An 18,402-nucleotide genomic window follows, 5' to 3' on the forward strand; every position below is an offset into this window, starting at 1 on the left:
AGATCGAATATCAACCATCAACAGTGTCGGTCAATTCATTGGGCTATGCCCCCATATTGCTGTGCAATCGACGTTGGTTCAGCACGATAGGTCGACACGGTCCGACCAGACAAGCTATCAGGGTGGCCGGTCCGACGAAGGGACCAATGCCGATCGGGGCGATGCATTCCAGAACCGTGAAGCGGCAACGATGCGCGGCTCACCCGTCGTTCTGGTCCGACGGAATCGCGCCGCCCCACTGGCGAGTTGGGGCCATGTCGGCGAGGACATCCCCATGCTCGGTGCGCGGCCCGATCTGGCTTTGACAGCAGCCTCCTGATGACGCTGAGGTGCAACCAGCCAAACCCGGCAGGTGGGAGAGGGCTGCCTTGTACGAGCAGATCGCGATGGACACCGAACGACTCGCCCACCTGCCGGACCGCAAGCGCCGCGAGCTGCAGCACGCGGTGCGGATCCTGTTCGAGGAGTTCGACGACGCGCAGAAGACCAAGCTGTCGGACAAGGCCCGGCGCGGCCGCTTCCTCAAGCTCGTCCTCTTTGGCTCCTACGCGCGCGGCGACTGGGTCGAGGATCGCGGCAGTGGCTACCTGTCGGATTACGACCTGCTGGTGGTGGTCAACGACGCCCGTTTCGCCGAGCAGTACGAGGCGTGGGAGAAGGCCGAGGAGCGCCTGCTGCAGGAGCTGAGTCTGGGCGGTCGTCTGGCGGCGCCGGTGAACGTGATCGTTCACACGTTGCAGGATGTGAACGACCAACTGGCGCAGGGCCGCCCGTTCTTCGTCGACATCGCGCGGGACGGTATCGTGCTGCACGAACTTGCTGGCTTTCCGTTCGTAACCCCGAAGCCGCTCACGGCGGAGGAGCAGCGCACCGAGGCGCAGCGGCACTTCGAGCACTGGTTTGCAAACGCCGGCTACTGCCTGACGCAGGCAACGTACGCCATCAGGGACCACCAACCGAAACACGCGGCGTTCAACCTGCACCAGGCCACGGAGCGGCTGTATCACTGCGTCCTGCTGGTCCTGACGCTCTACAGCCCGAAGCTCCACCGCCTGACCAAGCTCCGGTCACAGGCCGAGAGCATCGATACCCGGCTGATCCCGGTTTGGCCGCGCGATACGAAGTTCGCCCGGCGCTGCTTTGCGCTCCTTAACCGCGCCTACGTCGATGCGCGATACTCACCACATTACAAGATCACCCCCGAGGAGCTGGCCTGGCTCGTCGAGCGGGTGACCGCCTTGCAGGAGATCGTCGCGGCGATTTGTGCTGAACGCCTTGCGCCTTCAGTTGCGCGGGGACCGGACACATAGCGAGTGGCGACATCAGCGCCGCGCTGATCGGGAGCTATCGGCCCATTCAACAGATCTGGCGAATATTCAACTATAAAATTGCGAATATGAATTTAAATTATTCGGAATTAATTGATCAATATGGTTTCAATTAAGATATTATATACTATTATTACATAGAGTAGCATCAATTATTATTCGTAGTAAATGATACATTACTTATCAGTTTAAGATGTTATTTAAACGTGCGGCCCTAGAGTTGCCGGCACGAGCGGCATCATGACGAGAGCCCGATCGCGAGTAGCGACGGTGGCAGCCCGTGCAGGAGCGACCATGTCGGTGACAAGCAGTGGCGGTACCCGTTCCGAAGGGTTGCCAGGAGGAACCTCAGAGCTCGGATCGGCGCTCGGTCGCTTCCGGTCGAGCTTCATCGGCGTGGCGCTGGTGAGCGGGCTCGTCAACGTGCTGTGCCTGACCGGCTCGCTGTACATGCTCGAGGTCTACGACCGGGTCATCCCGAGCCGCAGCGTTCCGACTCTCGTGGGTCTCTCGGTCCTCGCGCTCGCCCTGTTTGCGTTCCAGGGCGCCCTTGAAACGCTGAGATCGCGGATTCTCGCCCGCATCGGCGTCGCCCTCGACGCATCCCTCTCCGGCCGGGTCTTCGACGTCCTCATGCGAGCCCCGATGCGCTCGGAGCAACCCGAGGGGACGATGCCGGTGCGCGACCTTGACCAGGTGCGGGCCTTCTTGGCGGGATCGGGGCCTTGCGCGCTCTTCGACCTGCCGTGGCTGCCGGTCTATGTCGCGATCTGCTTCCTGTTTCATCCCGCCATCGGCATCGCCGCGCTCGTCGGCGCTTGCGTGCTGGCGCTCCTCACGCTCTGCACCGAGTTCGCGACCCGACGGCCGGCCCGCGGCGCCAACCAGCACGGCGCGCGCCGACACGTCCTGGCCGAAACCAGCCGGCGCAACGCGGAAACGATCGCGGCACTGGGCATGCAGGCCCGCTTCAACGCGCGCTGGACCGCGATCAATCAGGACTACATGGCGGCGCAGACGCGCGTTGCCGACGTGGCCGCCGGGTTTGGCACCCTCTCAAAGATCTTCCGCGTTGCGCTGCAATCGGGCGTGCTGGCGCTCGGCGCCTGGCTCGTGATCCACAATCAGGCGACGGGCGGCATCATTATCGCCTCCTCGATCCTCGTTTCGCGCGCCCTGGCGCCGGCGGAACTCGCGATCGCCAACTGGAAGAGCTTCGTCCAGGCGCGTCAATCCTGGGCGCGGCTGACCCAGGCGCTGGCGCGCATTCCCGCCGACCGCGTGGTCCACGCCTTGCCGGCCCCGGTCGCCTCCCTTGGCGTTGAAGGCCTCTTCGTCGCCCCTCCTGGCTCGCAGCGACTCGTGGTGCAGGACGTCTCCTTCGGCCTGTCCGCCGGCCAGGGGCTCGGGATCATCGGCGCCTCGGCGTCCGGCAAATCCTCGCTCGTTCGGGCTCTCGTCGGGATCTGGACGCCGTTCCGCGGTGCGGTGCGGCTCGACGGAGCCGCCCTTGACCAGTGGCAGGGCGATGCGCTCGGCGGGCATCTCGGCTTCCTGCCGCAGGAGGTCGAGCTCTTCGCCGGCACCGTCGCCGAGAACATCAGCCGCTTCGAGCGCGGGGCCGATTCGGCCCTGGCGATCGCCGCCGCCAAGGCCGCGGGCGTGCACGAGCTGATCCTGCGCCTGCCCGAGGGCTACGACACGCAGATCGGCGAAGGCGGCGCGATGCTGTCCGCCGGCCAACGCCAGCGTGTCGGCCTGGCGCGTGCGCTCTACCGCGATCCGTTCCTGGTGGTGCTCGACGAACCCAACTCCAACCTCGACGGCGAGGGCGAGGCCGCACTCACGGAGGCGATCCAGTCGGTACGCCGCCGCGGCGGGATCTGCATCGTCGTCGCCCATCGCCCCAGCGCGCTCACCGCCGTCGATACCGTCCTGGTGATGGCCGGCGGCCGCGCTCAGGCATTCGGCCCGAAGGACGAGATCTTCAAGCACGTCCTGCGCGCGCCCAACGCTCCCGTCCCCCCCGTCGCCCAGGATAATGCCGTGCGGCGGCTGCAAGCCAGCCTGCAGGAGATCGCCTGATGGCCGCGAGCCTCAACCCGACCGCGTCCGCCCTGCTGCCCGCCGCCCCGGCGGACGGGCAAGCCCGAGCCTCGATCCGACGTCACCTCGCCCTGTCGCTCGGGCTCTCCATCGCCCTCGTGGCGGGAGTGGGCGGTTGGGCAGCCACGACCCAGATCGCTGGTGCGGTGATCGCGCCCGGCCAAATGGTGGTCGAATCCAACGTCAAGAAGGTGCAGCACCCGACCGGCGGCGTGGTCGGCGAGTTGCGGGTGCGCGAGGGCGACCGCGTGCATCTCGGCGACGTGCTCATCCGCCTCGACGACACGCAGACCCGCGCCAATCTCGAGATCGTGCTCAGAGCCCTCGACGAGCTCTCGGCCCGCCGCGCCCGCGACGAGGCCGAGCGGGACGGCGCGACGCGGGTGCGGTTTCCCGACGATCTCGTGGCGCGGGCAAGCGATCCCGCGGTCACTCGCCTGATGAGCGGCGAGGAGACGCTGTTTGCCGCGCGCGTGGCGAGCCGCGAGGGGCAGAAGGCGCAGTTGCGCGAGCGCATCGCGCAGCTGCGCCAGGAGATCGCCGGCCTGACCGAGCAGGCGGCCGCCAAGGAGCGGGAGATCGCGCTCATCGGCACCGAGCTCGTCGGCGTGCGCGAGTTGTTCGCCAAGAACCTGGTTCCGGTCGGTCGCGTGACGGTACTCGAGCGCGACGCCGCCCGGTTGCAGGGCGAGCGTGGGCAGCTCGTTGCCGCGACCGCTTCGGCGCGCGGCAAGATCACCGAGACCGAACTCCAGATCCTCCAGGTCGACGGGGACATGCGCACCGAGGTCGGCAAGGAGCTGGCGGAGATTCGCGGGCGCTGGTCCGAACTCGTCGAGAAGCGCGTCGCGGCCGAGGATCAGCTCAAGCGCGTGGACCTGCGCGCACCCCAGGACGGCGTGGTCCACCAGCTGGCGGTGCACACCGTCGGTGGCCTCGTCACGCCGGCCGAGCCCGCCATGCTGATCGTGCCGACGAGCGACCAGCTCGCCGTCGAGGTCCGGGTGCAGCCCCAGGACATCGACAGCGTGAGCCGAGGCCAGCACGCGCTGCTGCGGTTCCCGGCCTTCAACCAGCGCACCACGCCGGAGATCGATGGCAGCGTGGAGCGGGTCTCGGCCGACGTAACGACCGATCCGAAGACCGGCGCCAGCCATTACACCCTGCGCATCCTCGTTCCGCAATCCGAGAAGGACCGCCTCGGCGGCGCACGCTTGGTGCCGGGCATGCCGGTCGAGGCGTTCCTGCAGATCGGCGAGCGTTCGGTGCTGAGCTACCTCGTCAAGCCGCTCAGCGACCAGATCGCCAAAGCGTGGCGCGAGAAGTAGGCCAACGACGCGGATGCAAGATTAAGTGCACCTCACAAAACTCCCGTTGCGCCGACGCTGCCACAGCGAGCGACGACGGCGATCGGGAGTTTTGTGAGAGACACTCAGTCGCAAGCTCGCCCGAAGCATGCTTCGGGCGGGCCGCCGCTGCGGTTGGCAGCAGCAGCGACCGGCTCGTGGGGTTGGCACGTGACCCCGCGGCCGGCGTCAGGCGAGATGCCAGCCGGTCTCGATCTCGGCCGCGTGGTGCAGCGTTGCCTCGAGACTCTCGGCGATGGCGACCGTCACGCTCGCGCGCGAGACGCCGCTGTCGAGCTGGCCGGTCCAGGTCGCGAGGCCGCCCGCCTCGGCGTGGCGGCCCAGCGCGTTGAGATAGATCGCATCGACGAATTGCGCGTTGTTCAAGCCCCCGACCTTGGCCTGGACCTCCGGGGCCTGCAGGAACGACCCGGTGATGAGCTCGAGCGAGGTGCCGTGATCGACCGCTGCCGTCCAGGCCGCGAGACCGCCGGAATCGGGGGCACGCCCGAGAACGCCGTAATAGAGCCGCGCGACCTCCGCGGCCTCCGGGTTCGGTACGTAGACGCCGGCGTCGAAGGTGCTCTTCAGGTTCGCCACATGCTCGGGTGAGAGGGCAAAGCCCAAGGCGACGTCGGCCCGGCTCGTGCCCGCATCGAGCGCGGCCGTCCACGCCGCGAGGCCACCGGGATCGGACGGTCGGTCGAGGGCGGTGCGGTAGAGCTGCTCGACGAAGTCGGCATTGCCGAGCGCTCCGGTCCGTGCCTGTCCCTCCGGCGAGGCGAGGAACGCCTTCGCGATGTCGTGCAGCGGCGTGCCGGTCTGCACCGCGTCGATCCAGGCCCCGAAGCCGAGCGGATCGGGAGCGCGGCCGAGCAACGCGTCGTAGAGCAGGTAGACCTGACCGCCGAAGCCCTGCGCATCGTGGACGATCGTCCCGAACTGCAGCTTGTCGTAGGTCGAGACGGTGAGGCCGAGGTCCCGCAGGATCGCCAGGTCGAGGGGCGAGATCGAACGGGATTCGCCCGCGGCGAGGCCCGTGCCACCCATGAGATCCTTGCTCAGCGGATCAGAGGCGCTGTTGGCGAGGTGGTAGTATTGTTCGCCGTTCTTGATCGTCGTCACGGGAACAGGGCCGCCATACACGGCCTGCGCGTTCGCCCCGGTGAAGTAAGCCGTCCCGTCGGGCTGCAGCGCGACCAGCCGGTCCCAGGTCGTCTCGGTATTGGCCGGCAGCGCCCCGGTGGCAGGGTCACGGGCTCCGGAGATGCCGAGGGCATGGCCGATCTCGTGGGTCAGGATCGAGACCGCGTCGTACTTACCGCGCGGCACGCTGCCGCCCGAGGACGGCGCAGGGTTGAGATAGAGACTCGAGAGCAAGTCGGCATTGACGTTGATGGTCAGGTCGGGAGCGGCCCCGTTGACGTCGAGGCCGGTGAGCAGCTCGGTGATGACATTGCTCTGCGTGACGGTGCGAGCACCATCCCTGTCGACGGCGAGTTCGAGCGCCGGACCGGCATCGGCCAGGAACCCTCCCGCAAGCGAGACGAGGTTGAGCTGGACATCGACCGAGCCTTTCCCGGTGATGTAGCTGGCCCAGGCGTCGAGCGCCGCCCGCGTGTCGGTCAGCAGCGACGCATCCTCGGGACGCTTCTGCGGGTCGTTGAGGTTGATGGTGTAGGAGAAGGGCATGTCAGTCGAGGACCCGGACCGCGCGTTCGGCTCCAGAGGTCTCATTCCTTCATACGGCTGTCAAAGCACGTTTCGATTTGTGCTCGCACATCACCAACTTAAAAGATCTGTGTTGCCTCCACGACATAGTCCGCCGTCGTCCTTCCCGCATTGCGGGAAGTTGCACTGCAATCACCTTCAGCGCGCCAGAAGGGACTGGTAGAGGGAGACGAACTCGTCGTTCATTGCCGCGATGCTGCGGGGCGGTGCGACCTGAGCCTGGAGCGTGCGCCACAGCCCGTCCTCGTGCAGGCCGCGGGAGAAGGTTCGCGCCAGGTCCATCCAGTCGTTCGGCCGCACGTGCAGGCCGTCCCGCCCGTGGCTCACCGCCTCGCGCAGGCCGCCGATCCCTGAGCAGATCACCGGCCGACCGGCCAGGAAGGCCTCCTGGATGACGACCGGCGCGTTCTCCCACCAGATTGACGGCACCACGACCCAGCCCCAGCCGCGCATATGGGCGACGACGGCCTCCGGATCGTAGACGCCGTGGAACATCAGGCTGCCGGTCCAGCGGTCGAGGCCGGAAAGCAGGTCCTGACACTCGGGCATCGCGCGCACGCGCGCCGCGTCGCAGCCAAACACGGCGAAGCGGGCGGCCGGCCCCTCCCTCTCCAGGAAGGCCAGGGCTGCCCTGAGAAAGACGTCGATGCCCTTGTAGGGCGTGGGCTGGCCGAAGAACGCGAAGCTGCGGGGGAGGTCCTGCGGGAGACTGGCCGACGCATACTGGACACCTCCTCCGAACGCCTCGGGCGCGAGGTCCGACGTGCCGTTGCGGATCAATCGGACCTCGTCGGATAGGCCGGCGGCAGCGACCCGCGCGGCCAGGAACGCGCTCGGGGCGGTGACGGCGTCGAAGGTCGCGATCATCTGGCGCATCAGGGCAGCGCGCAGGGCGAATTCCTCCCTGGCGTGCTCGGGAAAGCAGACGTGGCAATCGACCGGCGAGGCGCGGGTGCAGAGCTGGCGCGAGTTCCGCTTTACCATCTGGCCGTGCTGGTGGCAGATCGCGAGGTATTCGTGCAGCGTCAGCACGAAGACGGCGTCGGGAAAGCGCCGGCGCAAGGCGGCGGCCGCGTTCGTTCCCAGCCCGAAGAAGTGGTGGAAGTGGAAGACGTTGACGTGGCGCTCGGCGCAGAGGTCGGCGATCGCCTCGAACAGGGCTTCGTCGCTGCTGGCGCCCAGGAAGGGATCGTAGCCCTGCGAGTCGAGGAGGTACTCGTCGCGATCGTACGCAACGATGCGCTCGTCCCGGGAAAACAGCGAGACGGCGCCCGGCACGTGGCGGGGCAGCGTCGCGAGCAAGGTCGCCCGGCCGAGGCGCTCGCGCAGCTGCACGAACGACCGGTGCGCCAGGATCTCGCCCCCGCCCTTGCTCAAGGCCGGGTGAGCGTGAGCCAGGATGGCGACGCGCAGATCGGTCATGCCGCGGCCTTCCGGTCGGCCGGGACGATCGCCTCGAGGCAGTCGCGGACCAGGCCGATCGCCTCGCGCGCATGCAGCGAGACGGGCGGCGGGGCGACCTGCACGACCCCGTCCGCGCCGTCGGCCAGGGTTTCCAGTACCTCGAGACCGCGAAAGAGATCGAGGACGAGACCGAGGGCGGAGGCGTAGCAGCGCCGCCCGGCGAGCACCGTGCGGATGTCGGCGGCGCGCGCGAGAACCGGGTAGAAGCCGCTGAGCGGGAAATCGCGCGGGCGCATGGCAGGACCGTCCATGAGTGCAAGCGCATCGAGGCGGCGCGCCTCCCCGTCGGTGCGGATCTGCACCACCGTGCCGGGCTCGAAATGCCCCAGGATCTCGCCGATGAGCCCGTCGGCGGCGGGGGCGAGGAGCGTTCCGGCGGCAAGCAGCAGCACGAAGTCGTGGGTCGACAGGAACGTCTCCTCAAGTTCGTAGATCGAGGCGTGGGCTGCCTCGCCCTGCGCCGGCGGCCAAGCGGCGTTGCCGTCGTGCAGATCGCCCAGGAGCGCGACCTTGCCGCGGGAAAGCGCGACCCCGGCGGCGATGCAGGATGCACGGCGAAACGGGGTGTCGCCGCCGCAGACGAGGATTCCGACCGACCCAGGCCGGACCTTGCCGGACAGCTCCGGCGCGCGAGCCGCGCCTGCTTTCCCGCGCAGGAAGCCGCCAGTCTTGTCGATGCGCACCAGGCTCGCAGCACCGTCGAGGCTCGTCTCGGCCGCCCGCCGGAAGAGGTCCGCGACGGCTGCGTCGAAGCGCGCCTTGGCGAGGACCGTCGGCGCGATAAGGACGCGCTCGCGCCGGCCGGAGCCGTCGGTGAGGATCCACGGGACTGGGCCGGCCTGTGCGGTCGGCCCGCTCAGGAGGAAGCTCGCCTGGTGCTGCCCGCCAGTCGCCGCGTCGAGCCGGAAGCGCGGCGCGTCGGGCAGGCCGACCTCGACGATCTCGCCTGCCCCGTGGACGATCTCGATCAGGACCGAGCCGAAACCGTCCGCAAGGGCGGCCTGCAGCACGCTCCCGGACGCCGTGCGAAAGCCCGGCTGGACTGTGCGGAGGCCTTGAGGCCGGTCTTGATGCGAATCGTGGCGCACGCCTTGGAAGTCAGTCATCTCTCGTGCCGGAAGACTCCAGCCCGGTGGGCCGGACTTGCGTCCATTGCTGCGACATTGCCATTCGAAGTCTTAACCGGCCTTGAGGGGCAACGCGACTCGTCGGCCATGACGCCGTTTCTGCCAAAGCTGGGCCGGCCCTGCGCTGGGGCAGGTGTTTAAGCCGATCACGGCGAGCGGGTGTGGGCGGACCTGGCTCCTCGGACGCGTCACCGCGATGCCTTGGCCGTCCCGGTTCAGCGGGCCGATCTCGAACCGGGCCGTCCAACCGTGACGCCGGATACCGTTGATTGCGCCGGCGTGACGTTGTTGCCGTAGGATCCCAACATGGCGCCTGGCGGCAGCGCCACGCCCCAACCTGCCAAGACATTGCCGGTGACGACGTTACGGGCGTTATCAGCCCCGATGCCGATGAGCGTACCGCCTCCCCCGGACGCCGGGAGCAGGGCGACGTTGCTGGCCGCGATGAGGACGCCCTCGCCCTCTTGCGCGAGGAAGGGACGGCGGCGTGCCGGGCCGGCGGAGCCGACGAGCGGCCTCAGCACCGTGCCGGTGATGACGAGGGTGCCGCCGGTGACCTCCGCGGCGGGCTGGTCGGCGGCCTGCTCGAACGCGCCGCCGGACACGGCGAGGCTGCCGCCTGTCACCGTCATGTAGGGCGCGTCGGTGGCGCCCCACAGCCGCGCCGACCCGATCAGCACCGTCCCGCCGGCCGAGGCGATGGCGGGAACGGTCGGACGGCCGGACTTGGTGCTCGACAGCATGCCGATCTGCCAGTCGCCGGCAGCATTCGAGAAGGTAGCGCCATCGCCGTCGAGCTGTATCATCCCGATCTGGCGCGCCGCGCCGGTATTGCCGTTCCGGTTCCCGAGAACAGCCGCGCCGAAGGTGTCGAGGCTGCGGATGTCGAGCCCGTCGACGCGGCCGAACTCCGCCGCCACCGTGGTCCCATCGCCGTAGATCGCCATCAGGGCCGGTGAGGCGGCAAAGTCGAACGGCCAGGCATGGAGCACGCCGATATGGGTGAAGTCCTGCGGACCGTCGAGGAGAAGCCCCCGGTTGAATGCCCCGATCTCGAGCAGGTCCGCGGCGAGGCCGCCGCAATTGCCATCGCAGCGAATCCCGTTATAGGCGGCTGAAATGCGGAGGCTGCCGATCTTGACACGGGTGGCGGCGCGGATGTCGAGCGCCCACGGGTAGCGCCGGAGCGTCGCTCGGCTCGTCGCGACCGACTGGTCGAAGGCGATGCCGATCCCGTCCCAGCCCGACGAATCCCCGGGAGCTACCGACACGACGGCGGGCGCCGCGAGGTTAAAGCACGGCCCGATCCAGAGCACCGAGGCCGTCACCCCCTCCCCCACTGCCGCCTGGCCGGAGGCGAGCGTGAGCCCGTCGCAGATCGGGTAGCGCCCGGCCGGGAAGCGCACCGTCCGGCCGGAGGCGAAGGCGGCGCGCAGGTATTGCGTCAGGTCGGCCGTGCCGGTCCGGTCGCGCACGCCGGCGCGCAAAGCCGGGGGGATAAACGCCATCGCGTCCACTGCATCGGCACGCGGCTCGAGGACATGCCTACCTACGTCGGTCGCTGCATCGCGTGGCAGGTGGGGGGCAAGGCCGCGTGATTCGAGGGCGAAGGAATGCCCTACAACAAGCAGCGTCGCGAGCAGGACGCCGAGAGGCAGGTGCGACCAACAAGACATCGTAAGATGCCTGATCGTTCGATGACGGACCTGTAGAATCTACTCTCTCCCCATCACCTAGCGCAGCGTTGCTGCGGCAAGCGGTTTTTAAAATCAATCGATTATTTCGTCCGCGTCCGGCCTGAACCTACTCACATTTTCTGTAATTACCCAGGGGGTATTTTTCGGCACGCGCGTTTTCCGCCCCCCCTCTTTCACTTGGAGGGGGGGTTGCTCAGGCGGTGATGGTCGCGAGCAGGGTGGTGAAGGGCGTGGCCTTGGTCCGGAGGGCGGCGGTGGCGACGACGGTGCGCACGTCTGCCTCGCCTTTGGCCGCCCACATCGCCCGATAGCCGTTTGTCACCTTGCGCTGGACCACGGCCGGCCGGAGGTCGCGCTCGCAGGCGTTGTTGGTCACGTCGACCTTCCCCGGGAAGGCCACGAAGGTCAGGAGCTGGTCGCGCGCCCGCTGCATCCGGGTCTGGAGCGCTCGGGTGAGGTCGCAGGTGGCGGGCACCTTCAGGAGGGCGTCGAGATCCCCCTCCAACTCGCGCCGTTTGCGCGCCAGGGTCGAGGCGGCCAACGCGGTCAGCCGGCGGGCGAGCCCGAAGGCGTTGTCGAGCCACCACTTGAACCGCAGGGCGAGCAGGTCGTCGCTGGCTTCGGCTGCATAGGCCACGTCGCGGGCGAGGTGCGCCAGGCAGGTCTGCTGGCGCTCGCCGTGTCCCTGCTGGGCCGAGTACCGGTCCGAGAGCCACACCAAAGGCCGGTGCCCGGCCATCACCTCGCCGACGACAGCAGCAGACCGGCTCGGGGCGGCGTGATGCACCACCGCCTCCTCGCAGCGGAACACCCAGTGCCAGCTGTTGGTGCCCTCGATCCGCACCCCGGTCTCGTCCGAGGCCACCACCGGCGCCTGCCGCAGACGCGCCAGCGCCGCGTCCCGGCCCCCGGCAAAGCAGCCTTGGGCGCGCCGCAGCACGTTCATCAGCCCGCCCTGGCTGAGCTTCAGCCCGAACAGGTCCGACAACGCCGCCTGCAACCGTTCGTAGGACAGCGCCTGGAAGGTCTTCAGGTAGGTCGCCACCGCGTGCAGCCGCGACCCGAAGGGTGTCGCGTCGGCTCCCGCCGGGCGTCGGGCGGCGACCCGGGTCCGGCAGGCCGGGCAGGTCACGCACAGGCGCCGGTGCTGCTCCACCACCGGGCGAACCAGCGGCAGGTCGATCCGCTCGTGCACGCTGACGACCTCGGCCGGAAGGTCGGCCGGCAGTGGTTCGCCGCACGACGAGCAGGCGCAGGGCCGATGCTCCACCACCTGATCCGGATCCGGGGTCAGCGCCCGCTTGTGGCCCTCATGCCCGGGCTTGGCCCCGCCGGGACGGGACTTCTCCCGCCTCTCCTTGCGATCCGTGGCCGGCGGCTTGGACGAGGTGCGCGAGGTCTTCTCCGGCCGGTGCAGCTTCAGCACCAGCTCGATCAGTTCCTCCTTGCTCAGGCGCTCCAAATCGCTGCGGCTCATCCCGACAGGGAATCAGCCAAACCATCAGACGGCAAGGGGGGCGACATGACACCTAAGCCGCGACCGAGCCGCCCGTCACGGCACCCCCCTGGGTAATTACCATTTTCTCAACCCTCATAGCTGACGGAAACACTCCAGATCGTACCACCCCGCAGGCCCTTAACGCAATTCGATCAAACTGATAAACTCACAGGATGCGCGACACAGGCTATATGTGCTAAAACGATTTCCGCGCCGTGTGAGTGGCACGTCCGCATTTGGCGGAACGGGCGCGATCGAGAAAGCAAAGAGGCTACATTCATGCGCATTGCGGTTGTTGGCGGGTCAAACACTGTCGTAAATCGCGGCTATTTGTACTTTTTAAAAAATAGCTGCCAACGCGAAGAGGGAGATTTTGACATCCGGTATGATCTTTCGACCGGAAACACCACATGTGGTTATGGGATTTTGCAGCTACTAAAAAGCAATGCTCTAAAATCAGTGGACACTCTCATTATTGAATATGCATTAAACGACGAATTTATCTACTCCCCCTCCGAAATCTTGATGAGGCGTTGGTCCAGGACGTACGAGGCTTTAATTCGGTTCGCCCTTAGAGAAAATCCAAAAATCGAAATATTGTCCATCATTTTTGATACCCGACAAGGTCCATTCCGCGATCGCGTTCCTCGCATTGCTTCGAGCATATATTATATATCGGAATGGTATGGAGTAAATTATATTGATATAAATGCGAATTTGTCCAAAAAATATGGAAAGTCATTCCTCGATGAACCTTTCTATATGCCTGGGGACTCTGCCCATTATTCACCCCCGCTTGCCACAGCTATGATAGCGAATCTGGTTTCGGAGAAGCTCTATTTGATGAAATCATCCGTAAATTTATTGCGCCCCTATCCCCTCCCTGATCCTATTGATCCTTTGAATTATTCAAATTCGTCATTTATGTCTGTTGAGCAAATATCTGACAGGACGGGCGCTGCACCCTTGAATTACAGCAACTGGAGATTTAGTACTCAAGCAGTAAATATTGGAGGAAGATCTCTGTGCTTTCGAATTGAGGGCGGCATAATGCTGGGCATTGAGTATGTATGTGAATCCAATACTATTCCAATTATTATAGAGCGCAACGGAATTTCATATATTGTCAGTACGATGAAGCACGGCGTCAAGGCAGGTGAATACAAGTTTTTAACATCTTATATTACATGCGAATTCTTAAACGGAGACCTAGCACAAGACAGCGCCAATGAAACCGTCTATGTTCTCAGGTTCGGGGACCCCATCGGAGAGATTATAAAATACACACCTCGCGACGGATTCGAAGAATATAGCCATAATCCTGTTACCGAGAGTTTATTTCCAATTGTCTCGATTCACTACACGGGAAATATAATAGAATTTACAGATACAGATGCAGGTCAGTAATTAATCAGTTTTATAGCAAAGGCGCGGTTCAGACGCGGCGCGAGTCTCGAATCGCCTCCTTCGCTGGATGGAAATCTGGCCGACTCACTCTTGAGATAGGCCGCGACGATCTCAAGCGCCTGAGCAAGGAGGAACTGATCGAGTTGGTGTTGCGCTTGGACCGGCAGAAAAAGACCTCGCGTACGTCCTCCAAGCCGCCAGCGAGCAACTTTGAGGAGCGGCGCGAAGGCCTGCCCCGGAGCAGCCAAGCCTGGGCAAGAAGGGCATAAGGGGCGCTGACCGCTGATCCAGAACAGTTCGGTGAGCATCGGAGGACCTCGTGCCCGGCTTACGGCGGGCCACTACCCGCCGCCTTGCCAGCCAAGGTGATCAGCGTGCATGAGCAGATCGACCTGCTGAACCGCTCCGGGTTTTTCGGAGGCTGATTGTCTTGGTTAGGCGGCCAGGGCTTGGTCACCGACGTGGGTATGATAGCGCGCTTAGGCCTCGGCGGGAGGGACGTTGCCGATCGGCGCGAGCAGGCGGCGGTGGTTGTACCAGTCGACCCACTCCAGAGTGGCATACTCGACCGCCTCGAAGGAGCGCCACGGGCCACGCCGGTGGATCACCTCCGCCTTGAACAGGCCGTTGATCGTCTCGGCCAGGACGTTGTCGTACGAATCGCCGACGCTGCCGACCGACGGCTCCATGCCCGCACCGACCAAGCGCTCTGTGTACCGTAGAGCCAAGTATTGCGAGCCGCGGTCAGAGTGGTGCCCCAGACCGCTGCCTTGGACAGGACGGCGCTCGTGCAAGGCCTGCTCCAGAGCATCCAGAACGAAGCTCGCATGAGCGCTACGTGAGGCCCGCCAACCGACAATGCGCCGGGCGAACACATCGATGACGAACGCCACATAGACGAAGCCCGACCACGTCGTCCGTAGGTGAAGTCGCTCACCCACAAGGCATTCGGCCGTGGAGCCTCGAACTGCCGGTTGACGCGGTCGAGGGGGCAGGCTGCGGCCGGATCGGAGATCGTGGTGCGCACGGTCCTGCCACGCACCACCCCCGCCAAGCCCAATCGGCGCACTAGCATTACAGTTGCATTTTCCTTTTTAGGTAAGCTTGGCGGGCCGCAGCTTGGTGAGTGCGCCGCCACGCTGACCAGGCGATGACGAGAGCCGGTTCAATGCGCCGTTGTGCGAGCCGGTTCGCGACCCGTCGGATCTCCTGGAGCGACCAGGGTGCGCACGAGCTTGGCCCTTCGCTCAGTTTTTGGGGGCGGGCCGTTGGCCCGCTGGCGCACCCGCGCCAACACCGCGAAGGCCTGGGATTGCCCCGGATCGGTGGTTCTTGCTCACTTTGCGTGGATGGCGGTGGATCGCCTCGGGCCGATGATGGTCTGATCCACCCTCGCCATCGTGGGAGGCATGAACATTCCCTTCGCCATCCCCGAGTGCCGCGTTGCGCATCTCGTCGAACGACACGACGATCACCTCGTCGTCCCGGTGCGACTGGACGCAGCCACAGGCTGCTGCCCAGAGTGCGGGCATGCGAGCCGGTCCGTCCATAGCCGCTACCACCGCCATCCCTCCGATCTGCCGCTGTCAACATCGCAGACCAGGCTGCGCATCGAGGTGCGGCGGTTCTACTGCCGCAACCCGACCTGCCGACGCCGCACCTTCGCGGAGACGCCTACGGACCTCCTCGCACCGCACGCCCGGCGCACGCGGCGGCTTGGCGAGGCGCAGGCCAGGGTCGGCCTCGCCTGCGGCGGTGCAGGTGGCGCGCGTCTTCTCGTGCACCTCCACATGCCGGCAAGCCGCGCGACCGTGCTGCGGCTCGTCACCCGCATGCCGATGCCCGACACGCCGGCTCCCATCCGGGTCGGCATCGACGACTGGGCGATCCGGAAGGGCAGCCGTTACGGCACGATCGTCGTCGACCTCGACCGTCACCGCGTCATCGATCTCCTCCCGGATCGCACGGCACCCACGGTGGCCGGTTGGCTCAAACGGCACTCCGGCGTCGAACTCGTCGCCCGGGATCGCTCGACCGAGTATGCCCGAGGCGCAAGCCTCGGCGCTCCCCAGGCGCAACAGGTCGCCGATCGCTGGCACCTGCTCACCAACCTGCGGCAGGCCGTCGAACGCTGGCTCCACGGTGCCCATGCCCGGTTGCGCAGCCTGCCGCTCCTCCCTGGCTCGACCGCTCGTCCCGCCCGGCGCGACCGCGCCTTTGCCCGCACTCCGTCGGAGTTGGAAGCGGGGGCACAGTGTGATTAGGCGTGGAATAAGGACCCCGTTTCCGGGGTGATCGGCGTCCAAACGGGACCCCCAGGATACTTCATCCAGACTGCCTCCCGCACTCGGAACGGGAGGCTCGCGGAGGATGTTGGTCGTGGAGACGGTCGCGAAGATCCGCCGCGCGTACTTCGTGCAGCATAAGCCGATCAAGCAGATCTGCCGGGAGCTGATGCTCTCCCGCAAGGTCGTCAGGAAGGTGATCCGCTCGGAGGCAACTGCCTTCCGCTACACCCGCAGCGTCCAGCCTGCACCCAAGCTCGGGCCCTGGCGCGACGAGCTCGACCGGATGCTGGCAGCCAATACGGGGAAGCCGGCGCGGGAGCGGCTGACGCTGACCCGGATCTTCGAGGCGCTGCGGGGGCTCGGCTACGAGGGCGGCTATGATGCCGTCCGCCGCTACGCCAAGACGTGGAAGCGCCAGCAGGCCAGCGTGACGGCTCCCGCCTTCGTGCCACTCGCCTTCGCCCCGGGTGAGGCCTACCAGTTCGACTGGAGCCACGAGATCGTGCTGATCGCCGGCGTCACCACGACGGTCAAGGTCGCCCACGTCCGGCTCTGCCACTCGCGCATGCTGTTCGTGCGGGCCTATCCGCGCGAGAGCCAGGAGATGGTCTTCGACGCCCACGACCGAGCGTTCGCCTTCTTCCGCGGCACCTGCCAGCGGGGGATCTACGACAACATGAAGACCGCGGTCGAGACGATCTTCGTCGGGCGCGAGCGCGCCTACAACCGCCGCTTCCTGCAGATGTGCTCGCACTACCTCGTTGAGCCCGTGGCCTGCACGCCCGCGTCAGGCTGGGAGAAGGGGCAGGTCGAGAACCAGGTCGGGCTGGTACGCGAGCGCCTGTTCACCCCGCGCGTCCGAGTGAGAAGCTACGACGAGCTCAATGCCCTGCTGCTCGACGGGGTCGTCGCCTACGCCAAGGCCCACCCGCATCCCGAGCAGCGCGACCTGACGATCTGGCAGGCCTTCGAAGCCGAACGGGGAGCCCTGGTCCCCTACGCCGGACGCTTCGACGGCTTCCACGCCGTGCCGGCAGCCGTGTCCTCGACCTGCCTGGTGCGCTTCGACAACAACAAGTACTCGGTCATGGCCTCGGCCATCGGTCGCCCGGTCGAGGTGCGCGCCTATGCCGAGCGCATCGAGATCCGCCAGGACGGACGCATCGTCGCCGAGCACCCGCGGGCCTTCAGCCGCGGCCAGACGGTGTTCGACCCCTGGCACTACGTCCCCGTGCTCGCCCGCAAGCCCGGCGCGCTGCGCAACGGCGCACCGTTCAAGGACTGGGTCCTGCCCGCCGCCCTCGAACGGATCCGCCGCAAGCTCGCCGGCAGAGCGCCGACGGTGACCGCCAGATGGTCGAGATCCTCACCGCCGTGCTCGGCGACGGCCTGTCCGTGGTCGAAGCGGCCTGCGCCGAGGCACTGCGCGAGGGCGTGCACTCGGCCGACGTGGTGCTCAACATCCTGGCCCGCCAGCGGGAGCCGCCCGCGCCCGTCCCGCTGCTGACGCCCGAGAGCCTGCGGCTGCGCCACGAGCCGGTCGCCGACTGTGCCCGCTACGACAGCCTGAGGAGAGCCCCGTGATGGAACGTCAGCAGATCCTCGCCACCATGGGCGAGCTGAAGCTGTTCGGGATGAAGGCGGCCTACGACGAGATCATCAAGGTCGCCCTCAAGCGCAGCCACGAACCGCAGCAGATCGTCGGCGACCTGTTACAGGCCGAGATCAGCGAGAAGCAGGCGCGCTCGATCCGCTACCAGATGACGATTGCCAAGCTGCCCCTGGCCAAGGACCTCGCCGAGTTCGCCTTTGCCGGGACGCCGATCAACGAGGGTCTGGTGCGCGACCTCTGCGGCGGCGAGTTCCTGGCCCACCAGCGCAACGTCGTGCTGGTGGGCGGCACCGGCACGGGCAAGACGCATCTGGCCATCGCGGTCGCCCGGTCGTGCATCCGGGACGGGGCGCGGGCCCGGTTCTACACCGTGGTCGACCTCGTCAACCGGCTCGAGGCCGAGGCGCGAGCCGGCCGGCAGGGCCGCATCGCCGACCACCTCGCCCGGCTCGACCTGGTGGTGCTGGACGAGCTCGGCTACCTGCCGTTCGCGCAGTCGGGCGGTCAGCTGCTGTTCCACCTGATCAGCCGGCTCTACGAGACCACCTCGATCGTGGTGACGACCAACCTGGCGTTCGGGGAGTGGCCGAGCGTGTTTGCCGGCGACGCCAAGATGACGACGGCGCTGCTCGATCGGCTGACCCACCACTGCGAGATCGTCGAGACCGGCAACGAGAGCTGGCGCTTCAAGAACCGGGCGTGAAGGATGGCCTGCGCGCAGCTCATCCTGGACCCCTGGTCAGCCCGGCTGCGCCACCCCGACCCGCTTCGCCGGGCTGACCAGGGGCGTCGCGCTAC

At 66.5% G+C, this 18,402-nt stretch carries 11 protein-coding genes and 3 pseudogenes; 8 read left to right on the plus strand and 6 right to left on the minus strand.

The features are described from left to right. Positions 1-386: 386 nt before the first annotated feature. From HBB12_RS33260 to HBB12_RS33270, 3 genes are all read left to right on the plus strand, one after another. Positions 387-1,310, plus strand: coding sequence for a HEPN domain-containing protein (locus HBB12_RS33260; RefSeq protein WP_236993738.1), 924 nt, complete (start codon positions 387-389; stop codon positions 1,308-1,310). Between the two features lie 312 nt (positions 1,311-1,622). Further along, entirely contained in the window at positions 1,623-3,413 is a 1,791-nt protein-coding gene (locus HBB12_RS33265) for a type I secretion system permease/ATPase (protein ID WP_236993730.1), read from the plus strand. Continuing rightward, positions 3,413-4,762, plus strand: coding sequence for an HlyD family type I secretion periplasmic adaptor subunit (locus HBB12_RS33270; protein ID WP_236993731.1), 1,350 nt, complete (start codon positions 3,413-3,415; stop codon positions 4,760-4,762). Before HBB12_RS33265 ends, HBB12_RS33270 begins: the two co-directional genes overlap by 1 nt. A 207-nt stretch (positions 4,763-4,969) precedes the next feature. Here HBB12_RS33270 and HBB12_RS33275 read toward each other — a convergent pair whose 3' ends face one another. The 5 genes from HBB12_RS33275 to tnpC form a co-directional block, all read right to left on the minus strand. Further along, positions 4,970-6,472 carry a DUF4214 domain-containing protein gene (locus HBB12_RS33275; RefSeq protein WP_236993732.1) on the minus strand — a complete coding sequence of 501 codons (1,503 nt, stop codon included), beginning with the start codon at positions 6,470-6,472 and terminating at the stop codon, positions 4,970-4,972. Positions 6,473-6,649: 177 nt separating this feature from the next. Continuing rightward, complete coding sequence (locus tag HBB12_RS33280) at positions 6,650-7,933, minus strand: glycosyltransferase (RefSeq protein WP_236993733.1); 1,284 nt, start codon at positions 7,931-7,933, stop codon at positions 6,650-6,652. Further along, on the minus strand, positions 7,930-8,985 hold the full coding sequence (locus HBB12_RS33285; RefSeq protein ID WP_236993734.1) for a hypothetical protein: 1,056 nt from the start codon (positions 8,983-8,985) through the stop codon (positions 7,930-7,932). Before HBB12_RS33285 ends, HBB12_RS33280 begins: the two co-directional genes overlap by 4 nt. Positions 8,986-9,317: 332 nt before the next feature. Continuing rightward, complete coding sequence (locus tag HBB12_RS33290; protein WP_236993539.1) at positions 9,318-10,610, minus strand: hypothetical protein; 1,293 nt, start codon at positions 10,608-10,610, stop codon at positions 9,318-9,320. A 382-nt stretch (positions 10,611-10,992) separates the two neighbouring features. Then, positions 10,993-12,276: an IS66 family transposase gene (tnpC, locus tag HBB12_RS33295; protein ID WP_236993540.1), complete on the minus strand. Its 1,284-nt coding sequence runs from the start codon at positions 12,274-12,276 to the stop codon at positions 10,993-10,995. Between the two features lie 300 nt (positions 12,277-12,576). Here tnpC and HBB12_RS33300 point away from each other — a divergent pair, with 300 nt between their 5' ends. Continuing rightward, positions 12,577-13,704 (plus strand): SGNH/GDSL hydrolase family protein, encoded by a 1,128-nt coding sequence (locus tag HBB12_RS33300; protein WP_236993541.1) that lies wholly within the window; start codon positions 12,577-12,579, stop codon positions 13,702-13,704. A gap of 95 nt (positions 13,705-13,799) precedes the next feature. Then, positions 13,800-14,099: pseudogene (locus HBB12_RS33305) on the plus strand (IS66 family transposase); the annotation flags it as partial. Positions 14,100-14,183: 84 nt separating this feature from the next. Here the strand turns inward: HBB12_RS33305 and HBB12_RS33310 are convergent. Next, positions 14,184-14,776: pseudogene (locus HBB12_RS33310) on the minus strand (IS3 family transposase); the annotation flags it as partial. 337 nt (positions 14,777-15,113) lie between these two features. Here HBB12_RS33310 and HBB12_RS33320 point away from each other — a divergent pair. From HBB12_RS33320 to istB, 3 genes and pseudogenes are all read left to right on the plus strand, one after another. After that, a complete protein-coding gene (locus tag HBB12_RS33320; RefSeq protein WP_442919404.1) occupies positions 15,114-15,968 on the plus strand; it encodes an ISL3 family transposase in 855 nt (284 codons plus the stop codon). Positions 15,969-16,074: 106 nt separating this feature from the next. Continuing rightward, positions 16,075-17,576 (plus strand): annotated as a pseudogene (istA, locus tag HBB12_RS33325) (IS21 family transposase). Further along, complete coding sequence (gene istB / locus HBB12_RS33330; protein WP_060846004.1) at positions 17,576-18,307, plus strand: IS21-like element helper ATPase IstB; 732 nt, start codon at positions 17,576-17,578, stop codon at positions 18,305-18,307. The pseudogene istA and the gene istB overlap by 1 nt, the downstream one beginning before the upstream one ends. The last annotated feature ends 95 nt before the right edge of the window (positions 18,308-18,402 follow it).

Origin of the sequence: Methylobacterium sp. SyP6R (assembly GCF_019216885.1) — a bacterium.
Classification (GTDB): Bacteria; Pseudomonadota; Alphaproteobacteria; order Rhizobiales; family Beijerinckiaceae; genus Methylobacterium.

Coding starts and splice junctions, on each gene's coding strand:
- HBB12_RS33290 (WP_236993539.1), bottom strand. CDS start 10,610: ATGGCGTTTATCCCCCCGGCTTTGCGCGCCGGCGTGCGCGACCGGACC.
- HBB12_RS33265 (WP_236993730.1), top strand. CDS start 1,623: ATGTCGGTGACAAGCAGTGGCGGTACCCGTTCCGAAGGGTTGCCAGGA.
- tnpC (WP_236993540.1), bottom strand. CDS start 12,276: ATGAGCCGCAGCGATTTGGAGCGCCTGAGCAAGGAGGAACTGATCGAG.
- HBB12_RS33270 (WP_236993731.1), top strand. CDS start 3,413: ATGGCCGCGAGCCTCAACCCGACCGCGTCCGCCCTGCTGCCCGCCGCC.
- HBB12_RS33280 (WP_236993733.1), bottom strand. CDS start 7,933: ATGACCGATCTGCGCGTCGCCATCCTGGCTCACGCTCACCCGGCCTTG.
- HBB12_RS33275 (WP_236993732.1), bottom strand. CDS start 6,472: ATGCCCTTCTCCTACACCATCAACCTCAACGACCCGCAGAAGCGTCCC.
- HBB12_RS33260 (WP_236993738.1), top strand. CDS start 387: ATGGACACCGAACGACTCGCCCACCTGCCGGACCGCAAGCGCCGCGAG.
- HBB12_RS33320 (WP_442919404.1), top strand. CDS start 15,114: ATGAACATTCCCTTCGCCATCCCCGAGTGCCGCGTTGCGCATCTCGTC.
- HBB12_RS33300 (WP_236993541.1), top strand. CDS start 12,577: ATGCGCATTGCGGTTGTTGGCGGGTCAAACACTGTCGTAAATCGCGGC.
- istB (WP_060846004.1), top strand. CDS start 17,576: ATGGAACGTCAGCAGATCCTCGCCACCATGGGCGAGCTGAAGCTGTTC.